Source organism: Allomuricauda sp. CAU 1633 (genome assembly GCF_017313225.1).
Classification (GTDB): Bacteria; Bacteroidota; Bacteroidia; order Flavobacteriales; family Flavobacteriaceae; genus Flagellimonas.
The window spans coordinates 450,853-469,612 of the sequence record NZ_JAFLNE010000002.1; the positions used below are offsets into that span (position 1 = coordinate 450,853).

Here is an 18,760-nt window from a genome sequence, read left to right on the forward strand (position 1 = left end):
CATATGGAACTACCCAAATTTCTGTTGGCCGATAATACCGATTACCCTGAGGGCATCTTTATTGTTCATACTGAATATCCGCGGTTCATTATCAATCTAGAAAATGATGAAGTGGAATGGATGGAAGAATTCTCCAAAGAAGATGAGGCAGACTTAATGGAAGAAGCAGAAAGTCTGATTGAAGCCGCAACAGCTTTCTACGATAGGGAGGTTTCCAGATACGACGAGTAATGCTTGAACAGCTCTTACAGCACGATACAGACCTTTTTTTATTCCTGAACGGACTGGGAACCCCAACTTGGGACGGGTTTTGGATGTTCATGACGAATACAAAGAGCTCTTTTCCGCTGTATGTGCTGCTGCTCTATCTTTCCTACAAAAACTTCGGGTGGAAGCGAACGGGCATCATTTTGGTATCTGTTGCGTTAATGATTACCTGCACTGACCAATTGTCCAACTTTTTTAAATATGGAATTGGACGACTTCGACCTTGTCACGACCCAGAAGTGAGTTCGGTTATGCGTTTGGTGAAAAGTTATTGCGGTGGGCAGTACGGGTATTTTTCGGCGCATGCCGCCAATTCTTTTGGTCCCGCAATCTTCTTTTCCATTTTGTTTCGAGGGAAAGTAAGGTTTATTGGTATTATCATGATCCTTTGGGCATGCATAGTGGCCTATAGCCGAATTTATATCGGAGTTCATTATCCGCTGGATGTGCTAACAGGTGCCTTGGTTGGTACTTTGTTCGGATGGTTGTTTGTCAAGTTGGCTATATTTGCATTCCAAAAATTGGGTACATGATATCAACGGCCAGATACTGGTTTTTACTAGCCCTTATTGTTCTGGTGTATATCGCTGGAATCTTCGTGACCCTTTTTGAAAACGATTCCGCCCAATTTGCGGTCATGGCCATGCGGATGGTTCAAGAGAACGATTGGCTTACCTTGATTAAAGGAACGGAGGAATATCTGGATAAACCCCACATGCACTATTGGTTAGCCGCCTTGTCCTACAAGATTTTTGGTATTCATGATTGGGCTTATCGGATTCCAGGTATTTTGGCAACCTTGTTGGGCGCATATAGCTGTTATGGACTTGGTAAGTTACTCTACAATCAGGATGTTGGACGATTTGCGTCACTGATTTTCATGACGGCCCAAACCATTGTATTGGCCAATATCGATGTTCGTACCGATGCCGTTTTAACCGGATTTTCCATTTTTGCCATTTGGCAATTGGTAGCCTATGTGGAGAAAAACACACTTAAAAATATTGCTTTGGGAGCCTTTGGGGCAGGTATGGCTTTTTCCACCAAAGGACAGATTGCCTTGGTGGTGATTGGCGTCTCCTTACTTTGTCATTTGGCCTACACCCGAAAATGGCAGCGATTGCTCAATTGGAAGGTGCTAGTGGCTCTTTTGGTATTTGGAATCACCATTACGCCCATGTTGTATGCCTATTATCACCAGTTTGATTTACATCCAGAAAAGGTAATTCGGGGAAAGGATAACAGAAGCGGCATCTTTTTTATTTTCTGGGAGCAGAGTTTTGAACGGATGAGCGGGGAAGGCATCGGGAAGAACAGTAGTGATTTCTTTTTCTTTTTTCATACATTTTTATGGGTCTTTTTGCCATGGACCGTTTTGGCCTTGATTGCTTATTGGAAAAGACTAAAGACCTTTTGGAAACAGAAATTTGCGTACAATCCAAAAATGGAATTTTTGACCTTAGGCGGTATTACCATACTCTTTGGTTTAATAAGCTTTGCCCAATTCAAACTGCCGCATTACATGAATATCCTTATTCCGTTGTATGCTCTACTTTCTGCATCGTACTTATATAGTTTACAGGAAAAGGAAAACCGGGGCGTCACCAAAATAATTCTCATTTTCCAATATTTTATATTGAGCTTGGTCTTTGTCTTCACCATATTGGTCTGCTTTTATGTGTTCAAATTCAAGTATTATCATGGCTATTTTGTGCTGCTGGCCATATTGGGGGTAATCATCTATTTCTGTTTAAAACGCGAAGCGCCCTATTTAAGAATCATTACCATTTCGGTTTGCAGTTCGTTGTTGTTAAATGGATTGTTGAACACCCATTTTTACCCCAGACTGCTTCGGTATCAAGCAGGTTCTACCATGGCTGAAAAAGTAGCAGAACATCAAATTCCTGTCGATAAAATCGTTAAAATTTCCAAAAGACTTACTTGGGGGTTGGATTTTTACAACAAAAAACCTGTGGACATTGTTCCTGTTTCGGATTTGGAGGACAAAGGTGATATTTGGGTATATGCCACGGACCAAGAATTGGAAAAAATAGCCAATGAAGGCTATCATTGGCACGAACAGATTACCGTGGACCAGTTTCGAATTACCCGATTACAAATTAAGTTTTTGAACCCCAATACCCGTCAGAAGAAATTGGAACAGATGCATCTGGTGCATTTGGATTAGGAAACCGTTTCCAATTTGGGCTTTTTAAAATGATAGACAATCCCAAAAAGGGAAATCAAGGCCGTGATTAAGAAAAAAGTAAAACTGATTCCAATAGAGGTACTGGCATCCAATCCCAACCATTTGGCACCATAGAGAAAAGTGACTTCCCTACTTCCGATACCACCTATTGTAAGTGGAATGACGGATACAATGGAAGAAATTAAAAACACAAAAAGGTATTCAATAGTGTCCAAAGTAATGGAAAGCGATTGCAAAATACACCATACACACACCAACTGCGCCAATTGTACCAAGGCCGAATATCCAATGGATTTCCAAAAAATGGGAAGGGTGTAGGAAAAGAATTTCCAATTCATCCACCAGAAAACCACTAGGCTCAATGGAATTACTGCAATGATCAACCCCATTAAACCTGTGAAAAATGAGTTGGCCGAAATCAAAGCCAAAGTACAGGCGTAGAGAAAAAGCAATAGCATTCCGCTTAAACGGTCCAAGAGCAAAACGGAAACCACTTTCTTGGTTCCGGTTTGATATTCTTTTTGGATGATGTACCCTTTGTAGGCATCACCTCCAATCCCTCCGGGAAGAAAAAGATTGTAGAACATTCCCTGCAGGTACAACTTAAGGTTGCTCATTTGGGTGATTTTTGCCCCAATCTGATGAAAAAATAAGTTCAATCGAAGTGCAGCGATTCCTTTGGAAAGCACAAAGAACACCAGGGCCAAGGCCAAGTAAAGAGGATTGCTCTTTTGTAATGTCTGTAGAACGTCCTTTAGATCTATTTTGGTAAAAATAAAGTAGATCAGGGCCGCACTGATAATGAATTTCAGTACCGTGATGAGCCTTTTACGCCGCTTTTCCGTCACCTACAGTAATTTTTTTGATGCGATACGGTCTTTTTTGTTGGGATTCGTAGTAGGTTCTGATGAGCAGTTCCATAACAATACCAATGGTAAACAACTGAATTCCTCCTAAAATAAACATCATTCCAAAAATGAGTAAGGGTCGACTCCCAATATCCTCCCCAAAGCCAAGCTTTACAATCAACAAATAAAGGTTGATGAAGATGCCCAAAATAATCAGTAACACTCCAAAAATCCCAAAAAGGTGAATGGGTCGCTGAAAATATTTTCGGATAAAGAGTAGCAACATCATATCGGCTACTACCTTAAATACCCTTTCCAAACCGTACTTGGAAACCCCTGCATGACGGGCATGGTGCTTTACCGGAACCTGCTTGATTTGTCCCCCCTCCAAATAAGCTAAAAGTGTAATAAAACGGTGCATTTCGCCATAAAGGTTCAAGCCTTTGGCAATGTCCCTGGTAAAGACCTTCAAAGCACAGCCGTTGTCCTTAATGTCCAATTTGGTCACCCTTCGGACCAAGAAATTGGCAATCTTGGAAGGTATTTTTTTGACCAGGGAATCCTTTCTTTTCTGACGGATACCGGTAACCACATCATATTCACCGCTCACGGCATATTCCAACATTTGCGGAATATCCGAAGGGTCGTTTTGCAAATCTCCATCCATGGTGATGATGTATTCTCCTTCCGCATAATCAAGTCCAGCGGCCAAGGCTAAACTTTGGCCGTAATTTTTCTTTAACTCAATTAAATGGACTTTGTCATCATCCATTTCCTTGACCCGTTGACGTGTTTTATCGGTGGAAAAGTCATCCACGTAAACAATTTGGTAGTTGTAACCCACAAGACTTTCATGAATTTTTTGGGTCAACAGGACCACATTGTCCTCCTCATTGTACAAAGGAACCACTATGGAAAGGAGAGAATCGGTGACGGTGCTCATTCGGTTTTGAATCTGTGCAAATTTATTGCTTTTATTTAAAGTTCCTTGGTGATTTTGTCCAAGAGGAGTTTGGCAGCGTAAAAAGGGGAGATTTCATTGTTTTCAATAGCGGCGAGCATTTTGTCCTGTTCCTTTTTAAAAGACTCTTTTTGATGAAAAAATTGCTTGAGATACTCGTCCACGGTCTGAAGAAACCAATTTTTGTTCTGAATCTTTCGATTTTGTTCAAAATGACCATTTTCCTTGTTTTGGGTTACGAATTGTTCCACTAACTCCCAAATTTCATGGATTCCGGTGTTCTCGGTGGCAGAGCAGCGCAGCACCTTAGGAATCCACCCATTTTTTTTGGGAGGATAAAGGTGTAACGCACGGGAAAATTCGGTTTCAGCCAATTTGGCCCGTTCCAGATTGGTGCCATCAGCCTTATTGATGGCGATGGCATCAGCCATTTCCATAATCCCCCGTTTAATGCCTTGGAGCTCATCGCCTGCACCGGAAAGTTTCAAGAGTAGAAAGAAGTCCACCATGCTGTGCACAGCAATTTCACTTTGACCCACGCCCACGGTTTCCACTAAAATGACATCATAGCCCGCCGCTTCGCAAAGCATAATGCTCTCTCTGGTCTTTTGGGCAACGCCACCCAAAGAAGTCCCTGAAGGAGAAGGCCTAATAAACGCATTGGGATTTGTGGAAAGTGCCTGCATGCGGGTCTTATCGCCCAAAATACTACCCTTACTTAAAGAACTAGTGGGATCCACGGCCAAAACGGCTACTTTTTTGCCCATGGCAGTCAAGGTGGTGCCCAATGTCTCGATGAACGAGCTTTTTCCCACTCCAGGAACACCGGTAATTCCCAATCGGATGCTGGAATTGGGTACGGACAGACATTTTTCGATTACTGCGTTGGCTTTTTCAAAATGCTCGGGTTTGGTACTTTCCAATAGGGTAATGGACTTGGCCAAAATGGCTTTGTCACCCTTGAGGATGCCATCAGTCAAGGCTTTAACGGAAATCTCCTGTTTACGAAGTGCCTTGATTTTGGAAATGGTGTCGGGTGGTGTACTTTTTTTGGCTGCCAAGGGTTACAGTAATCGGATTTTATACTAAGGTATAAAGTTTTTGTGGGTTATGGTGAATGTACGCCTGTAGGGCATTGCGATGTTTCTTCATTTCACAAAAATTTAATGACCAATTTGATGGTGTTCCAGAATCAAAATGGTATTTTTCATCTTATGTACGGTTGATTTAAGCCAACCGGTGCATTCGAACCCTATAAACATTTAGATGATGAAGACAATTTTTGAAGCTAAGGCCACAAATACAGGAGGTAGGTCCGGACATGTGGAAAGTGAGGACGGTGTTCTCGATTTTAGTATCAGTATGCCAAATTCCAAAGGAAAGCCCGACCCAAAATCCACTAACCCAGAGGAGCTTTTTGCTGCTGCCTATTCCACTTGTTTTGCAGGAGCCTTGGAAGTAGTGGCCAAAGAACATGGTGTTGATGATCTTGGGGATTTTAATGTTACTGCCACCATTTCCTTCAATAAGGAAGAGGAAGGTTTCTTTTTAGAGGCCACTTTAGATGCTTATTTGCCTACTGTGGATCAGGATATGGGTGAAAATATAATCAATGCGGCCCATGAAATATGTCCATATAGCAAGGCTACCCGGGACAATATTACGGTACATCTCAACCTGTTGATGGACGAGTAAACGTTTCGTAAATTGTATGCAAAATGAAATCCCGTTGATACTTCAGCGGGATTTTTTTGTTAAAAATCAAGAAAAAGAGAACGATTTTGAAACGTTCCATTTTTTTCATCGTCTTTATGGAGAACCACTAGAAATCAAACAACAAACTGACCGTGTTTCAAATTGAACTGGTAGAAAAATGTAAACGCAACGACCGTGGGGCGCAGCTAAAACTGTATCGTCAATATTGTGATGGTATGTTCGGGGTTGCCATGCGTTTCTTGAAAAATTCCAATGATGCTGAGGATGTGGTTCAGGAATCCTTCATTAAGGCGTTTCAGCGGATTGAGCAGTTTAAGGGAGAGGTTACGTTTGGGGCATGGTTGAAACGAATAGTGGTAAACGGGAGCATCGATTTTTTAAAATCGAAAAACCAACGAACTGTGGAGTTGAATGAAAATTTCCTTCACATTACCGATGAAGAAGATTGGTATGTTGAAGAGGGCATTTCCTTGGAAGAGGTGAAAAAGACTATTGCCGAATTGCCAGATAAATATAGATATGTGGTGCAATTGTTTTTGGTGGAAGGCTATGACCATAGTGAGATTGCCCAAATTTTAAACATTACCGAAGCTGCTTCACGAACCAGATTGTTACGGGGCAAATTACAACTAAAGGAATCATTAAAAGATAGCGCGTATGGCACGGGATCTTAGAAAATTGTTTGAAAAGGAACGGGAAGAGAAGACCTACTCCATGAAAAAGGGGCATGAGGCCCGGTTTCTGTCAAAATTGGATGAAAAAATGCCATTGGAAGAACCCCCAGTAAAAAAGAAAGGGTATTCGGTGTGGTGGCAGATGGCAGCTTCCGTGGTGGTGGCTTTGGGATTGACCTTCTATTATTTTTCGAGTCAGGAGGAAGAAGGCGGTTCTACAGATACCCAGCTTGTGGACACCCAAAAAGAAGAGGGGGGGAACCAAGGTATCTCATTGGGTGATCTTTCCCCAGATTTAAAGAAGGTGGAAAATTACTACCTCACCAATATCAATCTTGAATTGTCCGACTTAGAAGTCGATGCCAACAATAAAGAGGTGATGGACAGCTATATGGACCGATTGTCCGAATTGGATACAGAATATCAGCGATTGAACAAAGAACTGAATGAAATGGGCCCCAACGACCAAACTATCGGTGCTCTGGTAAAGAATCTGCAGTTGCGATTGCAGCTATTGCAAAAATTAAAATCAAAGTTGAACCAATTAAAATCATCAAAAAATGAACAGGAGACATCAAATATTATTTAGTGGGCTACTTTTTGTGCTGACAGGCTTGGTCTGTCATGCGCAGGAGAAATCAAAGACCTACAAGGAAACGTTCAATGTAGACGAGGATGCCGTGATTAACATCAACACCAGTTATGCGGACATTGAATTTGAAACATGGAACAAGAACCAAGTGGAAATTACCGCTGTGGTGGAATTGGAGGGAGCTACGGATGAGGAAGTAAAAGCGTATTTTGAAAAAGATCAGATTACGATTAAAGGAAACAGTAAAGAGATTGAGGTCAGCACACAGGGCAATACATTTTGGGGAGGAAATTCCTCATTTGTATATGACTTTGACGTTCCTGTAGAGATACCCAATATCGAGTTTGTCATGCCGGAGATTCCAGAAATCCCTCAGATTCCAGAGATTATTGTAATCCCCAATCTACCTCCCATGCCGCCCATGCCTCCAATGCCTCACATGGACTTTGATTATGACGCCTACAAAAAAGATGGTGACAAATACTTAAAGGAGTGGAAAAAGAACTTCGATAAAAATTTTGATAAGGAGTACAAAGAGCGTTTTAAAGAGTGGAGTGAGGAGATGGGGGAAATGGCCAAGGAAATGGCCGAAAACAGGAAAGAAATGGAGGAGAACCGAAAGCTGCTCATGGAAGAACGCAAAGAAATGATGGAGGAGCAACAGGAACAGCGAAAAGAGGCCCGAGAAGAGATGCAAAAGCACCGTGAGGAAGCAAGGAAACATCAAGAAGAAGTAAAGCGACATGTCATCAGCATCAATAATGGTGAACCCAATGTGTTTTATTTTTCCTCTGATGATGGGGAACGAAAAAAATACAAGGTCAAAAAGCGCATCAAGATAAAAATGCCTAAAAACGTCAAACTTAAAATGGACGTAAGGCACGGAGAGGTAAAATTGGCAGCAAATACAAAGAACATTAATGCAAGCTTGTCTTACGCAAGCTTGCATGCTTCTACGATTGATGGTGACAAAACCAATATTAGAGCCTCGTATTCGCCCGTTGAGGTGCAACAATGGAACTACGGGCAGTTAAAAACCGATTATTCGGATAGGGTAAACCTTAGGGAAGTAAAAGACTTGAAACTAAATTCCGTCTCATCCAATGTAAGTATTGGGAAATTGATGAACAATGCCTTTGTAACCAATAGTTTGGGTGCCTTGAACATTGATTCTGTCTCTTCAGGATTTTCCAATATCGACATTACTGTGGAAAATGGAGAGGTGGACTGTGCGGTACCTTCAGTACCTTTTACAATTTATGTGAATGAAACCGCTTCTGAATTTAGTTACCCGAAAAGCATGGCTATAGGCACCTCCAAAAACTACAATACCAATGTGCACAAAGGCTATCACATTGCCAATACAGGTGGAAAATCCATTACCATCAATTCCAAGTATAGTGATGTGGTGCTAAAAGAATAGTACGGTTTTTTGTGTTCGTGTCCCAATAACTACTCCCTTCCCCGACCAAATCCTTGGTCCAAAAACAACAACAATAGTTTCCTTTTGGTTTACTTAATGGGCATCCTCTTTTAAATAGGATTGAAAATTGGCTTTAAACCGATTTAATCTAGGGATGGAAACATTCCGGATATACGAATTGTTGGGATGGTTCCTCTCATAATCCTGATGGTAGTCCTCGGCCCTATAAAATTTGTCAAATTTCTTCACTTCGGTGACAATGGGCCTATCATACACAAGCTCGGATTTCAACTTGGCCATATAATCGGTAATGATTTTTTGTTCCGACTCATTCTTATAAAATGCTATGGAGCGGTATTGGGCACCTCTATCCGGCCCTTGACGATTGAGCGTAGTGGGATCATGTGAACCAAAAAACACCTGTACCAATTGGGTAAATGAAATGACTTTTGGGTCATAGTATACTTCAACGGCTTCGGCATGTGTGGTCTTGCCATAGGAAACCTGCTCATAAGTGGGATTTTTTTCAGTGCCACCGGAATAGCCCGAGTAAACTTCCTTTACCCCTTTTACGCTTTCAAAAATGGCCTCAACGCACCAAAAACATCCACTGGCGAAATAAGCGGTTTCGTATTCCTGCAATTCCGTTTCGGTGAAAGATGCTTTTACAGGAGCTTCCGATTGTTCTTTTTGGGCCAGTTCTTGTTTTTCTGATTTGTTTTTGGATTGACATCCGAAAGAGGTCAATAGTAGTAGCAGTAAAAAAGGAATTCCCACGGTTTTCATTTTAGAGTTTTTTGTTTAGTGGGAATAAGGTAGCAACTATTACTTGGAACCATGTTAAAATTTGTTAATCCTGATGACTTATTAGAAAGATTCACGGTTCACCAATTAGGAAGTTGAAGGATTATATTTCATTGAATATTACATCTTATTCTTACAAAATGTATTCTTTTTCCTACAAATAAATCATTTTATATCAGTGAGTTACAGATGAACGGTCATTTGAATGATCGATGAAATGCACATGTGGTCGGCATGTTGTTTTTAACCCTAAAAACGTTCATCGACAATAAAAAACACTTCACCCGAAAAAAGTTTTTACACCGAAAAAAAAGGAGGGTTAAACGACACAAATCTGTCTTGGGGGTCATGTGAGGGTAGCTTTACCATGTAAATAAAACCCAAGTCATGAAAACAATTTTAACCATCATCGCAGTAACTTTTTTCGGAACAATGGCCATGGCCCAAGATATTTCTAAAGAGGTAAAGGTTGAAACCGTATCTGCTGATGTAGAGTTGAACGTTGCAATTCAAAATGAAATTAAGAAGGACAGAAAAATGACCAGATTGTACAAGTTCAAAAACTCTAGGGTTAAAAAGGAGCTTTCTTTCACCACTAAAAGAAATAAAGCAAAATTGGCTTAATTATGATTACAGGACTACTTATCCCATTCACGCTTTTCTTAAGTTTTGCTTTTGTTGTAGCCTCGATAGTGTTTTCGTTTCGGGCTAAAAAGTTTAGGTAATACTTCCTAAACAGCCTTGTCTGTAGAGATACACTAATAAACTTGTAGAGGTCTTTTCAAGAAATCAATCTACCGAATTAAAGTCTTCAATGACTTCTTCAAACTCAATACGATAATAGGTGCCCTTTTTGTCGTAATCCCTTGTTATGGAACCCCGTAGTTGCCTTGCTAGGTTATAGATTAACTTTAGGCCCAGGGAATTGGAAGTCCTGGGATTGATATCCTCCGAATAGCCAATGCCATTATCCCCAAGGTACATTTCATAGCGGTTATCGGAAAGTTTGCGCAATGAAACATGTATCTCGCCATTACTGCCTTCAGCAATTCCATATTTTAGGGCATTGGTAATAGTTTCATTTATGATAAGCCCAAGGGGGATTACGGTATCAATACTGAGCTTATTGTCATCAATATCCAAGTCCACTTTAACCGTATTGGTGCTTCCTTTTACAGAGCGTACTAAATAGTCGCAAAGCTCTTTCACATACGGTTTTAGCTCTACTTTTGAAAGGTAGTCATCACGTTTATAGAGCATTTCGTGTACCATGGCCATGGAAACCACCCTATTTTGACTGCTCTTTATGATGTTGCTGATTTTTTCATCATCAAGGGCCCTGGATTGCAAGCTCAAAAGACTGGAAACGGTCTGCAGATTGTTCTTTACCCGATGGTGTACCTCTTTCAATAACATTTCTTTTTCCACAATGCGCTCCTGTATCTCATTCCTGGATTTATAAAGCTTGTGATGTGCCATCAAAAGATTTTTTCCAAAAACGCCTCCCAATAGGTAGACTGCAAAAACGGCACTTAAAAAGGCAAACCAGCTTCTGGATTCCAATGGAACCGTATTTTCCGAAATCTGAAAATCCCCGGTGTCATATAAAAATAAGATAGCAAGCACAGATAGGTTGACAATGAGGTAGAGTTGTCCAAAAACCTTGGTGGTCACATATCCGGCAAAGACCACAATGGCCAAAACAAATATAAACGGACTCTGTATTCCACCACTATAGATGGTGACAATGGTTGCCCCTATCATGGAGAGGATAGTGGTGATATTGTATGTTAAAATTAACCTTTTATGTTGCTTGTAAAGGAGTGTGTTCACCAAATTCAAAAACGCGTATATAAAACAAGCATAGGGTATAACGCCTTCAATATTTAAAAAAAATAGGCAAAGAAGGCCCAAAATGAACGCAAATAACGAAGAATTATAGTTAACCTTAAGTATCAATTTAGCTTTGTCTTGCAAAAGTTGTCTATCCTTAATAGGAGTCTTCATATACTGCGCTTGGTTGTTCTTCTCTACTACGATAAGGGTTGAAAAGGAGTAGTAAAAGTAGCTTGTTACGGGGTGTTTTCGTTGTAAATCTAAATATGTTTTTTGATATAATCAAAAGCGGCAGCTATAATTAGCTGCCGCTTTACTGAAGTATTTTATTTGGAATCAATCCTCAATGAGTACCCATTCACCCTTGTCAATAAGAGGTTCTGCTTGTTTGTACTTGCAGGTTTTACTCTCTCCGGACATGACATTTTTTATGGTGACGCGGTCGTTTCTGCCAATTTTCGGCTTTTCACGAACAATGGTCTCGGTTATTTGTGGTCTTTGCCGCTGGGTCTGTCCTGCAGCCCTGTTCTGGGCGGCCAGCTCATCGCTGTTTGGAATTTCTTCCTTAGAGGTTTTGATATTTTCCTTGGGTCTGCGCACATTTCTAGCCTCTTGGATTTGATTGGTGTTCTCTGATGGCAATTCTCCTTTGAACAGGAATGAAATCACTTCTTTGTTCACCTTATCAATCATCTCTTTAAAGAGTTCGAAAGCCTCAAATTTATAGATTAACAAAGGGTCTTTTTGCTCATGTACGGCCAATTGCACGGACTGTTTCAATTCATCCATCTTACGCAAATGGGTCTTCCAAGAATCATCGATGATGGCCAAAGTGATGTTTTTCTCAAAATCAGTGATCAACTGTTTGCCATCTGTGTTGTAGGCCCTTTCCAAATTGGTGACCACATTCAAAGTTTTAATGCCATCGGTAAAGGGTACCACAATGCGCTCAAACTTATTGGTCTGATCCTCATAGACCTTTTTGATGACCTGAAAGGCCACCGTGGCACTACGCTCCATTTTTTGCTTATAAAAATCGTAAGAAGCTTTATAAATGGTATTGGCAATGTCTTGGAAGTTCATTTTTTTGAACTCCTCTTCGCTAATGGGGGAGGTTATGGAGAAGTATTTGATCAACTCAAACTCAAAGTTTTTGTAATCATCGGCCATTTTATTGGTCTCGGCAATTACCTCGCAGGTATCATAAATCATGTTGGCAATGTCCACTTTTAGACGTTCGCCTTGCAGGGCGTGCCTTCTTCTCTTGTAAATCACCTCACGCTGGGCGTTCATGACGTCATCATACTCCAACAGACGTTTACGGATACCAAAGTTGTTTTCTTCAACCTTTTTCTGGGCGCGTTCTATGGATTTGGTCATCATGGAATGTTGAATAACTTCACCATCTTCCAAGCCCATGCGATCCATCATTTTGGCCACACGGTCCGAACCGAACAAACGCATCAAATTATCTTCCAAAGAAACGTAGAACTGTGAACTTCCCGGGTCTCCCTGCCGTCCAGAACGACCTCTCAACTGTCGGTCTACGCGTCGGGAGTCGTGACGTTCTGTACCCACAATGGCCAAACCGCCAGCTTCTTTAACCACCGAGCTTAGCTTAATATCAGTTCCCCTACCGGCCATGTTGGTAGCAATGGTAACGACCCCTGCATTTCCTGCTTCGGCTACAATATCAGCCTCCTTTTTGTGCAATTTGGCGTTCAATACATTGTGTGGTATTTTACGAACACTCAACAATTTGGACAATAATTCAGAAATCTCAACCGATGTGGTACCGATCAATACAGGTCTTCCTGCTTTTGAAAGGTCTGTGACTTCATCAATAATGGCGTTATATTTTTCACGTTTGGTTTTGTAGATCAAATCGTGTCGGTCATCCCTTGCAATAGGTCTATTGGTTGGAATTTCCATCACATCCAACTTGTAGATTTCCCAAAACTCACCTGCTTCGGTAACGGCGGTACCTGTCATCCCTGCAAGTTTGTTATACATTCTAAAGTAGTTCTGCAGGGTGATGGTGGCGAAGGTTTGGGTCATGGCCTCAATCTTCACATTTTCCTTGGCCTCAATGGCTTGGTGTAATCCGTCAGAATAGCGTCTACCGTCCATGATACGGCCGGTTTGCTCATCCACGATCATTACCTTGTTATCCATGACCACATACTCCACATCTTTTTCAAAGAGGGTGTAGGCTTTCAACAATTGGGTCATCGTGTGGATACGCTCACTCTTTACGGCAAAATCCTTAAAGAGGTCTTCTTTAAGTTCGGCCTCTTTTTCAATTTCGAGGTCCTGATTTTCAATTTTGGCGATTTCACTACCAATATCGGGCATCACAAAGAAATCTTTGTCCTGATCCCCGGAAATATAATCCACACCTTTATCGGTCAATTCTATCTGGTTGTTCTTCTCATCAATCACAAACAACAAATCGGCATCTACCTTGGGCATTTCCCGGTTATTGTCTTGCATGTAGAAGTTTTCCGTTTTCTGCAACAACTGTTTTACCCCTTCTTCACTCAAAAATTTAATGAGTGCCTTGTTTTTAGGTAATCCACGGTGTACCCGAAGCAAGAGGAATCCTCCTTCTTTGGTATCTCCAGAGGCAATGAGTTTTTTGGCTTCGGCCAAAACCCCTGTTAAATGTTGTCTTTGTTTTTGTACGATGTCCGAAACCTTTGGTTTCAGCTCGTTGAATTCGTGTCGGTCACCTTCAGGAACGGGACCGGATATGATCAAAGGGGTACGGGCATCATCAATCAATACAGAATCCACCTCATCCACAATAGCATAGTGGTGGGGACGCTGCACCAAATCTCCTGGGGTGTGTGCCATGTTATCACGCAGGTAGTCAAAACCAAACTCGTTGTTGGTTCCGTAAGTGATGTCGGCGTTATAAGCAGCCCTTCTTCCATCAGAATTGGGTTGATGCTTATCAATACAATCTACCGAAAGTCCATGGAATTCAAAAATGGGTGCCATCCATGCACTGTCCCTTTTGGCCAAGTAATCGTTCACGGTCACCAAATGGGCTCCTTTTCCGGCCAATGCGTTCAAATAGAGCGGGAGTGTGGCCACCAATGTTTTACCTTCACCGGTCTGCATCTCGGCAATTTTTCCTTGGTGGAGACATATACCACCTATCAACTGCACATCATAATGAACCATATCCCAGGTGACTTCCTTGCCTGCAGCATCCCAGGAATTGTTCCAAATGGCTTTGTCGTCTTCCAAGTTGACGTAATCCTTGGTTCCTGAAATGGCACGGTCAAACTCCGTGGCGGTAACCGTAAGAGTTTCGTTGGCGGCAAAGCGTTTGGCGGTTTCCTTCACCACGGCAAAAGCTTCGGGGAGTATGGTGTTGAGCGTCTTTTCCGAAATTTGATAGGCTTCTTCGTTGAGCTTGTCTATTTCGGCGTAGATTTCTTCATTTCGGTCTATGTCGTTGGAGTTTTCCACTTCTTCCTCCAAGCTTGCAATCTTGTCATTGATTTCTTTGCAATCTTCTGCTATCTGGGCCTTAAAGGAAGCGGTTTTTTGTCTCAGTTCATCGTGGCTCAACCCTTCAAGTGCTTGCTCAAAGGATTTTATCTCTTTTACCAAAGGTTGTAGGGCCTTAACGTCCTTTTCCGATTTATCTCCTACAAAAACCTTTAGTACGGAATTAATCAAACTCATGAAATGTCTTTTCGTTAGAATGGCAAAAGCTGTTCCATTGATGGGAATATGGCGGAATTCTTTTGCTGGGCTGTCAAAATTACATAAAAAAAAGCCTCTGATGAGACTTTTTAACGTGCTTTGTGTTTTCCAAAATTAATATTCATCCTCATTCCAAAGATAGTCTTCTTCGGTAGGATAGTCGGGCCATATTTCCTCAATGGACTCATATATCTCGCCGCCCTCTTCTTCCATGGATTGCAAGTTTTCTACAACTTCCAATGGTGCTCCGGTACGGATTGCGTAATCTATCAGTTCGTCTTTGGTGGCTGGCCAAGGCGCATCACTTAAATATGAAGCTAGTTCTAGTGTCCAGTACATAGTAACGGTTTGATTTTAAATTTTTTGCAAAAATAATTTTTAAACTCAATTAGTCAAGTAAAAACAGTATTAATTAAAAATTATTTTGGAGTTGACAAAACTATTGCGTTAAAAAAACGATTTTTTTAGTCCTTCTCCTTCGGAATCCACTTTACTTCTTGGGCTTTTAAGTCGTTTGACAACTTCCGTGCCAATACAAACAAATAATCGGAAAGACGGTTGATGTAGGACAGCAATGCTGCTGGAACGGGTTCATTTTCGTGTAAATAGGATATCATGCGCTCTGCCCGGCGGCAAACGGTTCTGGCAATATGACAGTATGACACGGTTGTGTGACCGCCTGGAAGGATAAAATGTGTCATTTCAGGAAGACTTTCGTTCATGTGGTCTATTTCCTTTTCCAAAAGCTCGATATCCTCCTCACTAATTCTGGGAATCTTGAGTCGATGGTCCCTTTTAGGTTCGGTGGCCAAGATAGAACCGACTGTGAACAACTTTTCTTGGATGAGTATTAAAATTTCTTTGGAATGACCATCTATTTCTTGATCCCTGAGCAACCCCAAATAAGAATTAAGCTCATCAATGGTGCCATAGCTCTCAATACGGATGTGATGTTTGGGTACCCGGGTGCCGGTGAACAATGATGTGGAGCCTTTATCTCCGGTTTTGGTGTATATCTTCATTTTTCAGTAATCAATTAGCAATTATCAATTAACAATTACCCATTGTTTATTGTTTACTGCCCATTGTAAATTGTTTATTGTTCATTGTCTCGATCACGTTTTCGTTTTCCTTCCATGAACCTACGGGATTTTCTGCGACGGGTAGCTCTTTTGTTTCGGTATAGCACAATTAAGTAGATCAGTCCCAAAACTACGAGTACATACCAAATGGTGTTATCTGTTGCTGCACTTTCCATACTTAAAGTTACTTTTTTAAATTCGAATAGTGAAATGTTCTTTCACCTGCTCCTTACGGATGAATAGGGCGCCGCAGTGGAACATATCTATACTTACCGTGATATTGGGTGAAGCAATCAGATTTTCCCACTCCTGTTGTTTTTGTCTGTCTTGATGTATCCCGTTGATTAAAATCATACTGCCATTATGAAGCCTTCCTTCGGAAAAAAGCGTAGCAAACTTTGATGCATTCATTTGTTCCGTAAATAGGAAGTCAACTTGTATCTCATCAAAATTTATATTCTGGAATGTATCCTTTACAAGCGATTCAATCTCTTGGGAACTCTCGATTTCCACATTTTTAAAATTGAAGTGACTGATACTTTTCAACAACACATTCACGGTCTTTTTGTCGTTCAAATTTTGTTTGGAATACAAACATTTTGTTACAAAATTAAAGACGAAAGGGGAGTGGACCCCATGTGCATTGGTAGATTTGAGTAGAAATTTGAAATAAGACATCAACTTGTAGTACATAAAACACCCCTTAGGTCCCCTGCCTGCCGTGGGCAGGCCTCAAGGGGACAATTCATCCCTCTAAAATGGCAGAAAGTTCAAACCAGCGCTCTGTTTTTGTTTCTATACCGTCCTCCACTTCCTTCAGTTCAATGGATAATTTTGCAATAGCATCGCCATCCAATTCGGGATTCATAAATTGACTTTGAAGCTCAGCTTTCTTTTCTTCCAGTTTTTGAATATCCTTTTCCAACTGCTTGTATTCTTTCTGTTCCAAATAAGAAAGTTTGCCCCCGCTAGTGTCCCTCCAATTGTTTTCTGTCTTTTCCGAAGAAGCGGTTTTGTTCTCCCGTTCTTCAATGACTTTACTGTTCTCGTAAACCCGATAATCGGTATAGTTGCCAGGGAAATCTTCTATCACACCATCGCCTTTGAAGACAAACAAATGATCTACAATCTTGTCCATAAAATAGCGATCGTGAGATACTACAATCAAGCATCCGGGAAAATCCAATAAAAAGCTTTCCAATACATTTAGAGTAACAATATCCAAATCGTTGGTAGGCTCATCCAGAATCAAAAAATTTGGATTTTGGATAAGCACAGTACAGAGATAGAGTCGTTTTCGTTCCCCGCCGCTAAGTTTTTCCACAAAGTCGTACTGCTTTTTTCGATCAAAAAGAAACCGTTCCAGCAATTGCTGTGCAGAAATTTGTCGTCCCTTTTTCAAGGGAATATAGTCCCCAAATTCCCGGATGACATCAATGACCTTTTGCCCTTCTTTGGCTGGAATTCCTTTTTGGGTATAGTAGCCAAATTTTAGCGTGTCGCCTACCACTACTTTTCCACCATCAACAGGTTCTTGCTGGGTGAGGATATTTAAAAAAGTGGATTTCCCGGTGCCATTTTTTCCGATGATTCCAACTCTTTCACCCTTGTTAAAGTTGTAGTCAAACTTGTTCAGGATGATTTTGTCATCATAGGATTTGGAAACATTGTGTAGTTCCAAAATCTTGCTGCCCAAGCGTTCCATGTTCAGTTCCAGCTCTACTTCGTGATCCTTTCTCCGTTGGTGGGCCCGTTTTTTGATTTCAGTAAAATCATCAATTCGGGATTTGGATTTGGTAGTTCGCGCTTTGGGTTGTCTGCGCATCCAATCCAGTTCCTTTTTGTAAAGTTGTTTGGATTTGTGTTGCTCAACAGCTTCGCGCTCCATTCGGGCATCTTTCTCTTGCAAATAATACGAATAGTTCCCTTTATAGGTGTACAGCTGATTGTTGTCCAACTCAATAATTTCATTGCAGACACGATCCAGAAAATAACGGTCATGCGTCACCATAAAAAGCGTAATGTTCTCCTTTGAGAAATAAGCCTCCAGCCATTCAATCATTTCCAAATCCAAATGGTTGGTGGGCTCATCCATAATGAGCAAATCTGGTTTGTTTAGCAATACATTGGCCAACGCCAAACGTTTTTTCTGGCCTCCAGAGAGGGTGCTGACCTTGGCATCCAACTTGGTCAGTTGCAATTTGAACAGAATTTGCTTGTATTGGGTCTCAAAATCCCAGGCATTATGACGCTCCATGGCTTCAAAGGCTTTTTGGTAACGAGCCGTATCCTCAGGATTTTCCATGGACTTTTCATAAGCGGCAATTACCTTAAGGGTTTCGTTGTCCGTGGTAAAAATGGTCTCTTCAATGGTCAAGTTGGGGTTCAGATTGGGTTCCTGTTCCAAAAAGGCCACTTTGGTGTCCTTTCTTACAGTTACTTGACCTGTTTCTGAGGTATCCTTGCCGGACATGATGTTGAGAATGGAGGTTTTTCCACTTCCATTTTTGGCAATCAGTGCAATTTTTTGGTCCTTATTTATTCCGAAGGAGATGCCGGAAAAAAGAACCAATTCCCCATAAGATTTAGATATGTTCTCTACCGTTAGTAAGTTCATGGTATGGATTA

At 41.2% G+C, this 18,760-nt stretch carries 19 protein-coding genes; 8 read left to right on the forward strand and 11 right to left on the reverse strand.

Going from position 1 to position 18,760, the window contains the following annotated elements:
- The first annotated feature begins 3 nt into the window (after positions 1-3).
- From J0X14_RS06995 to J0X14_RS07005, 3 genes are read left to right on the forward strand one after another with little or no spacing between them, the layout of a single operon-like run.
- Positions 4-231, forward strand: a complete 228-nt coding sequence (locus J0X14_RS06995) for a hypothetical protein (protein WP_207097054.1) — start codon at positions 4-6, stop codon at positions 229-231.
- Entirely contained in the window at positions 231-800 is a 570-nt protein-coding gene (locus J0X14_RS07000; RefSeq protein ID WP_207097055.1) for a phosphatase PAP2 family protein, read from the forward strand. The genes J0X14_RS06995 and J0X14_RS07000 overlap by 1 nt, the downstream gene beginning before the upstream one ends.
- Positions 797-2,455 (forward strand): ArnT family glycosyltransferase, encoded by a 1,659-nt coding sequence (locus tag J0X14_RS07005; RefSeq protein ID WP_207097056.1) that lies wholly within the window; start codon positions 797-799, stop codon positions 2,453-2,455. The genes J0X14_RS07000 and J0X14_RS07005 overlap by 4 nt, the downstream gene beginning before the upstream one ends.
- On the opposite strand, the gene J0X14_RS07010 is transcribed toward J0X14_RS07005, so the two are convergent.
- From J0X14_RS07010 to meaB, 3 genes are read right to left on the reverse strand one after another with little or no spacing between them, the layout of a single operon-like run.
- Entirely contained in the window at positions 2,452-3,324 is an 873-nt protein-coding gene (locus J0X14_RS07010) for a lysylphosphatidylglycerol synthase transmembrane domain-containing protein (protein WP_207097057.1), read from the reverse strand. The two genes, J0X14_RS07005 and J0X14_RS07010, sit on opposite strands and share 4 nt — an antisense overlap.
- Complete coding sequence (locus J0X14_RS07015; protein ID WP_207097058.1) at positions 3,305-4,267, reverse strand: glycosyltransferase family 2 protein; 963 nt, start codon at positions 4,265-4,267, stop codon at positions 3,305-3,307. The genes J0X14_RS07010 and J0X14_RS07015 overlap by 20 nt, the downstream gene beginning before the upstream one ends.
- 35 nt (positions 4,268-4,302) lie before the next feature.
- The gene (gene meaB / locus J0X14_RS07020) at positions 4,303-5,346 is read right to left on the reverse strand and encodes a methylmalonyl Co-A mutase-associated GTPase MeaB (RefSeq protein ID WP_207097059.1); all 1,044 of its coding nucleotides are present in this window, start codon (positions 5,344-5,346) and stop codon (positions 4,303-4,305) included.
- A 208-nt stretch (positions 5,347-5,554) separates the two neighbouring features.
- Between meaB and J0X14_RS07025 the strand changes: the two genes are divergently transcribed.
- The 4 genes from J0X14_RS07025 (at position 5,555) to J0X14_RS07040 (ending at position 8,690) form a co-directional block, all read left to right on the forward strand.
- Entirely contained in the window at positions 5,555-5,980 is a 426-nt protein-coding gene (locus tag J0X14_RS07025) for an organic hydroperoxide resistance protein (RefSeq protein ID WP_207097507.1), read from the forward strand.
- Positions 5,981-6,132: 152 nt separating this feature from the next.
- Positions 6,133-6,675: an RNA polymerase sigma factor gene (locus tag J0X14_RS07030; RefSeq protein ID WP_207097060.1), complete on the forward strand. Its 543-nt coding sequence runs from the start codon at positions 6,133-6,135 to the stop codon at positions 6,673-6,675.
- Complete coding sequence (locus J0X14_RS07035) at positions 6,659-7,264, forward strand: hypothetical protein (protein WP_207097061.1); 606 nt, start codon at positions 6,659-6,661, stop codon at positions 7,262-7,264. Before J0X14_RS07030 ends, J0X14_RS07035 begins: the two co-directional genes overlap by 17 nt.
- Positions 7,236-8,690: a hypothetical protein gene (locus J0X14_RS07040; protein ID WP_207097062.1), complete on the forward strand. Its 1,455-nt coding sequence runs from the start codon at positions 7,236-7,238 to the stop codon at positions 8,688-8,690. Before J0X14_RS07035 ends, J0X14_RS07040 begins: the two co-directional genes overlap by 29 nt.
- A 93-nt stretch (positions 8,691-8,783) precedes the next feature.
- Here the strand turns inward: J0X14_RS07040 and msrA are convergent, their stop codons facing one another.
- Complete coding sequence (gene msrA, locus J0X14_RS07045; protein WP_207097063.1) at positions 8,784-9,476, reverse strand: peptide-methionine (S)-S-oxide reductase MsrA; 693 nt, start codon at positions 9,474-9,476, stop codon at positions 8,784-8,786.
- Between the two features lie 405 nt (positions 9,477-9,881).
- Between msrA and J0X14_RS07050 the strand changes: the two genes are divergently transcribed.
- Positions 9,882-10,118 (forward strand): hypothetical protein, encoded by a 237-nt coding sequence (locus J0X14_RS07050; RefSeq protein WP_207097064.1) that lies wholly within the window; start codon positions 9,882-9,884, stop codon positions 10,116-10,118.
- A gap of 165 nt (positions 10,119-10,283) precedes the next feature.
- Here J0X14_RS07050 and J0X14_RS07055 read toward each other — a convergent pair whose 3' ends face one another.
- From J0X14_RS07055 to J0X14_RS07085, 7 genes are all read right to left on the reverse strand, one after another.
- Positions 10,284-11,327 (reverse strand): sensor histidine kinase, encoded by a 1,044-nt coding sequence (locus tag J0X14_RS07055; protein ID WP_317194428.1) that lies wholly within the window; start codon positions 11,325-11,327, stop codon positions 10,284-10,286.
- 339 nt (positions 11,328-11,666) lie between these two features.
- Positions 11,667-15,029, reverse strand: a complete 3,363-nt coding sequence (gene secA / locus J0X14_RS07060; protein ID WP_207097066.1) for a preprotein translocase subunit SecA — start codon at positions 15,027-15,029, stop codon at positions 11,667-11,669.
- A gap of 135 nt (positions 15,030-15,164) precedes the next feature.
- Complete coding sequence (locus tag J0X14_RS07065) at positions 15,165-15,389, reverse strand: DUF2795 domain-containing protein (RefSeq protein ID WP_013551418.1); 225 nt, start codon at positions 15,387-15,389, stop codon at positions 15,165-15,167.
- 125 nt (positions 15,390-15,514) lie between these two features.
- The gene (locus tag J0X14_RS07070; protein WP_207097067.1) at positions 15,515-16,072 is read right to left on the reverse strand and encodes a cob(I)yrinic acid a,c-diamide adenosyltransferase; all 558 of its coding nucleotides are present in this window, start codon (positions 16,070-16,072) and stop codon (positions 15,515-15,517) included.
- A gap of 74 nt (positions 16,073-16,146) precedes the next feature.
- Entirely contained in the window at positions 16,147-16,308 is a 162-nt protein-coding gene (locus J0X14_RS07075; protein ID WP_207097068.1) for a hypothetical protein, read from the reverse strand.
- A gap of 16 nt (positions 16,309-16,324) precedes the next feature.
- Positions 16,325-16,708, reverse strand: a complete 384-nt coding sequence (locus J0X14_RS07080) for a hypothetical protein (protein ID WP_207097069.1) — start codon at positions 16,706-16,708, stop codon at positions 16,325-16,327.
- A gap of 169 nt (positions 16,709-16,877) precedes the next feature.
- On the reverse strand, positions 16,878-18,749 hold the full coding sequence (locus J0X14_RS07085) for an ABC-F family ATP-binding cassette domain-containing protein (protein ID WP_207097070.1): 1,872 nt from the start codon (positions 18,747-18,749) through the stop codon (positions 16,878-16,880).
- Positions 18,750-18,760: the final 11 nt, after the last annotated feature.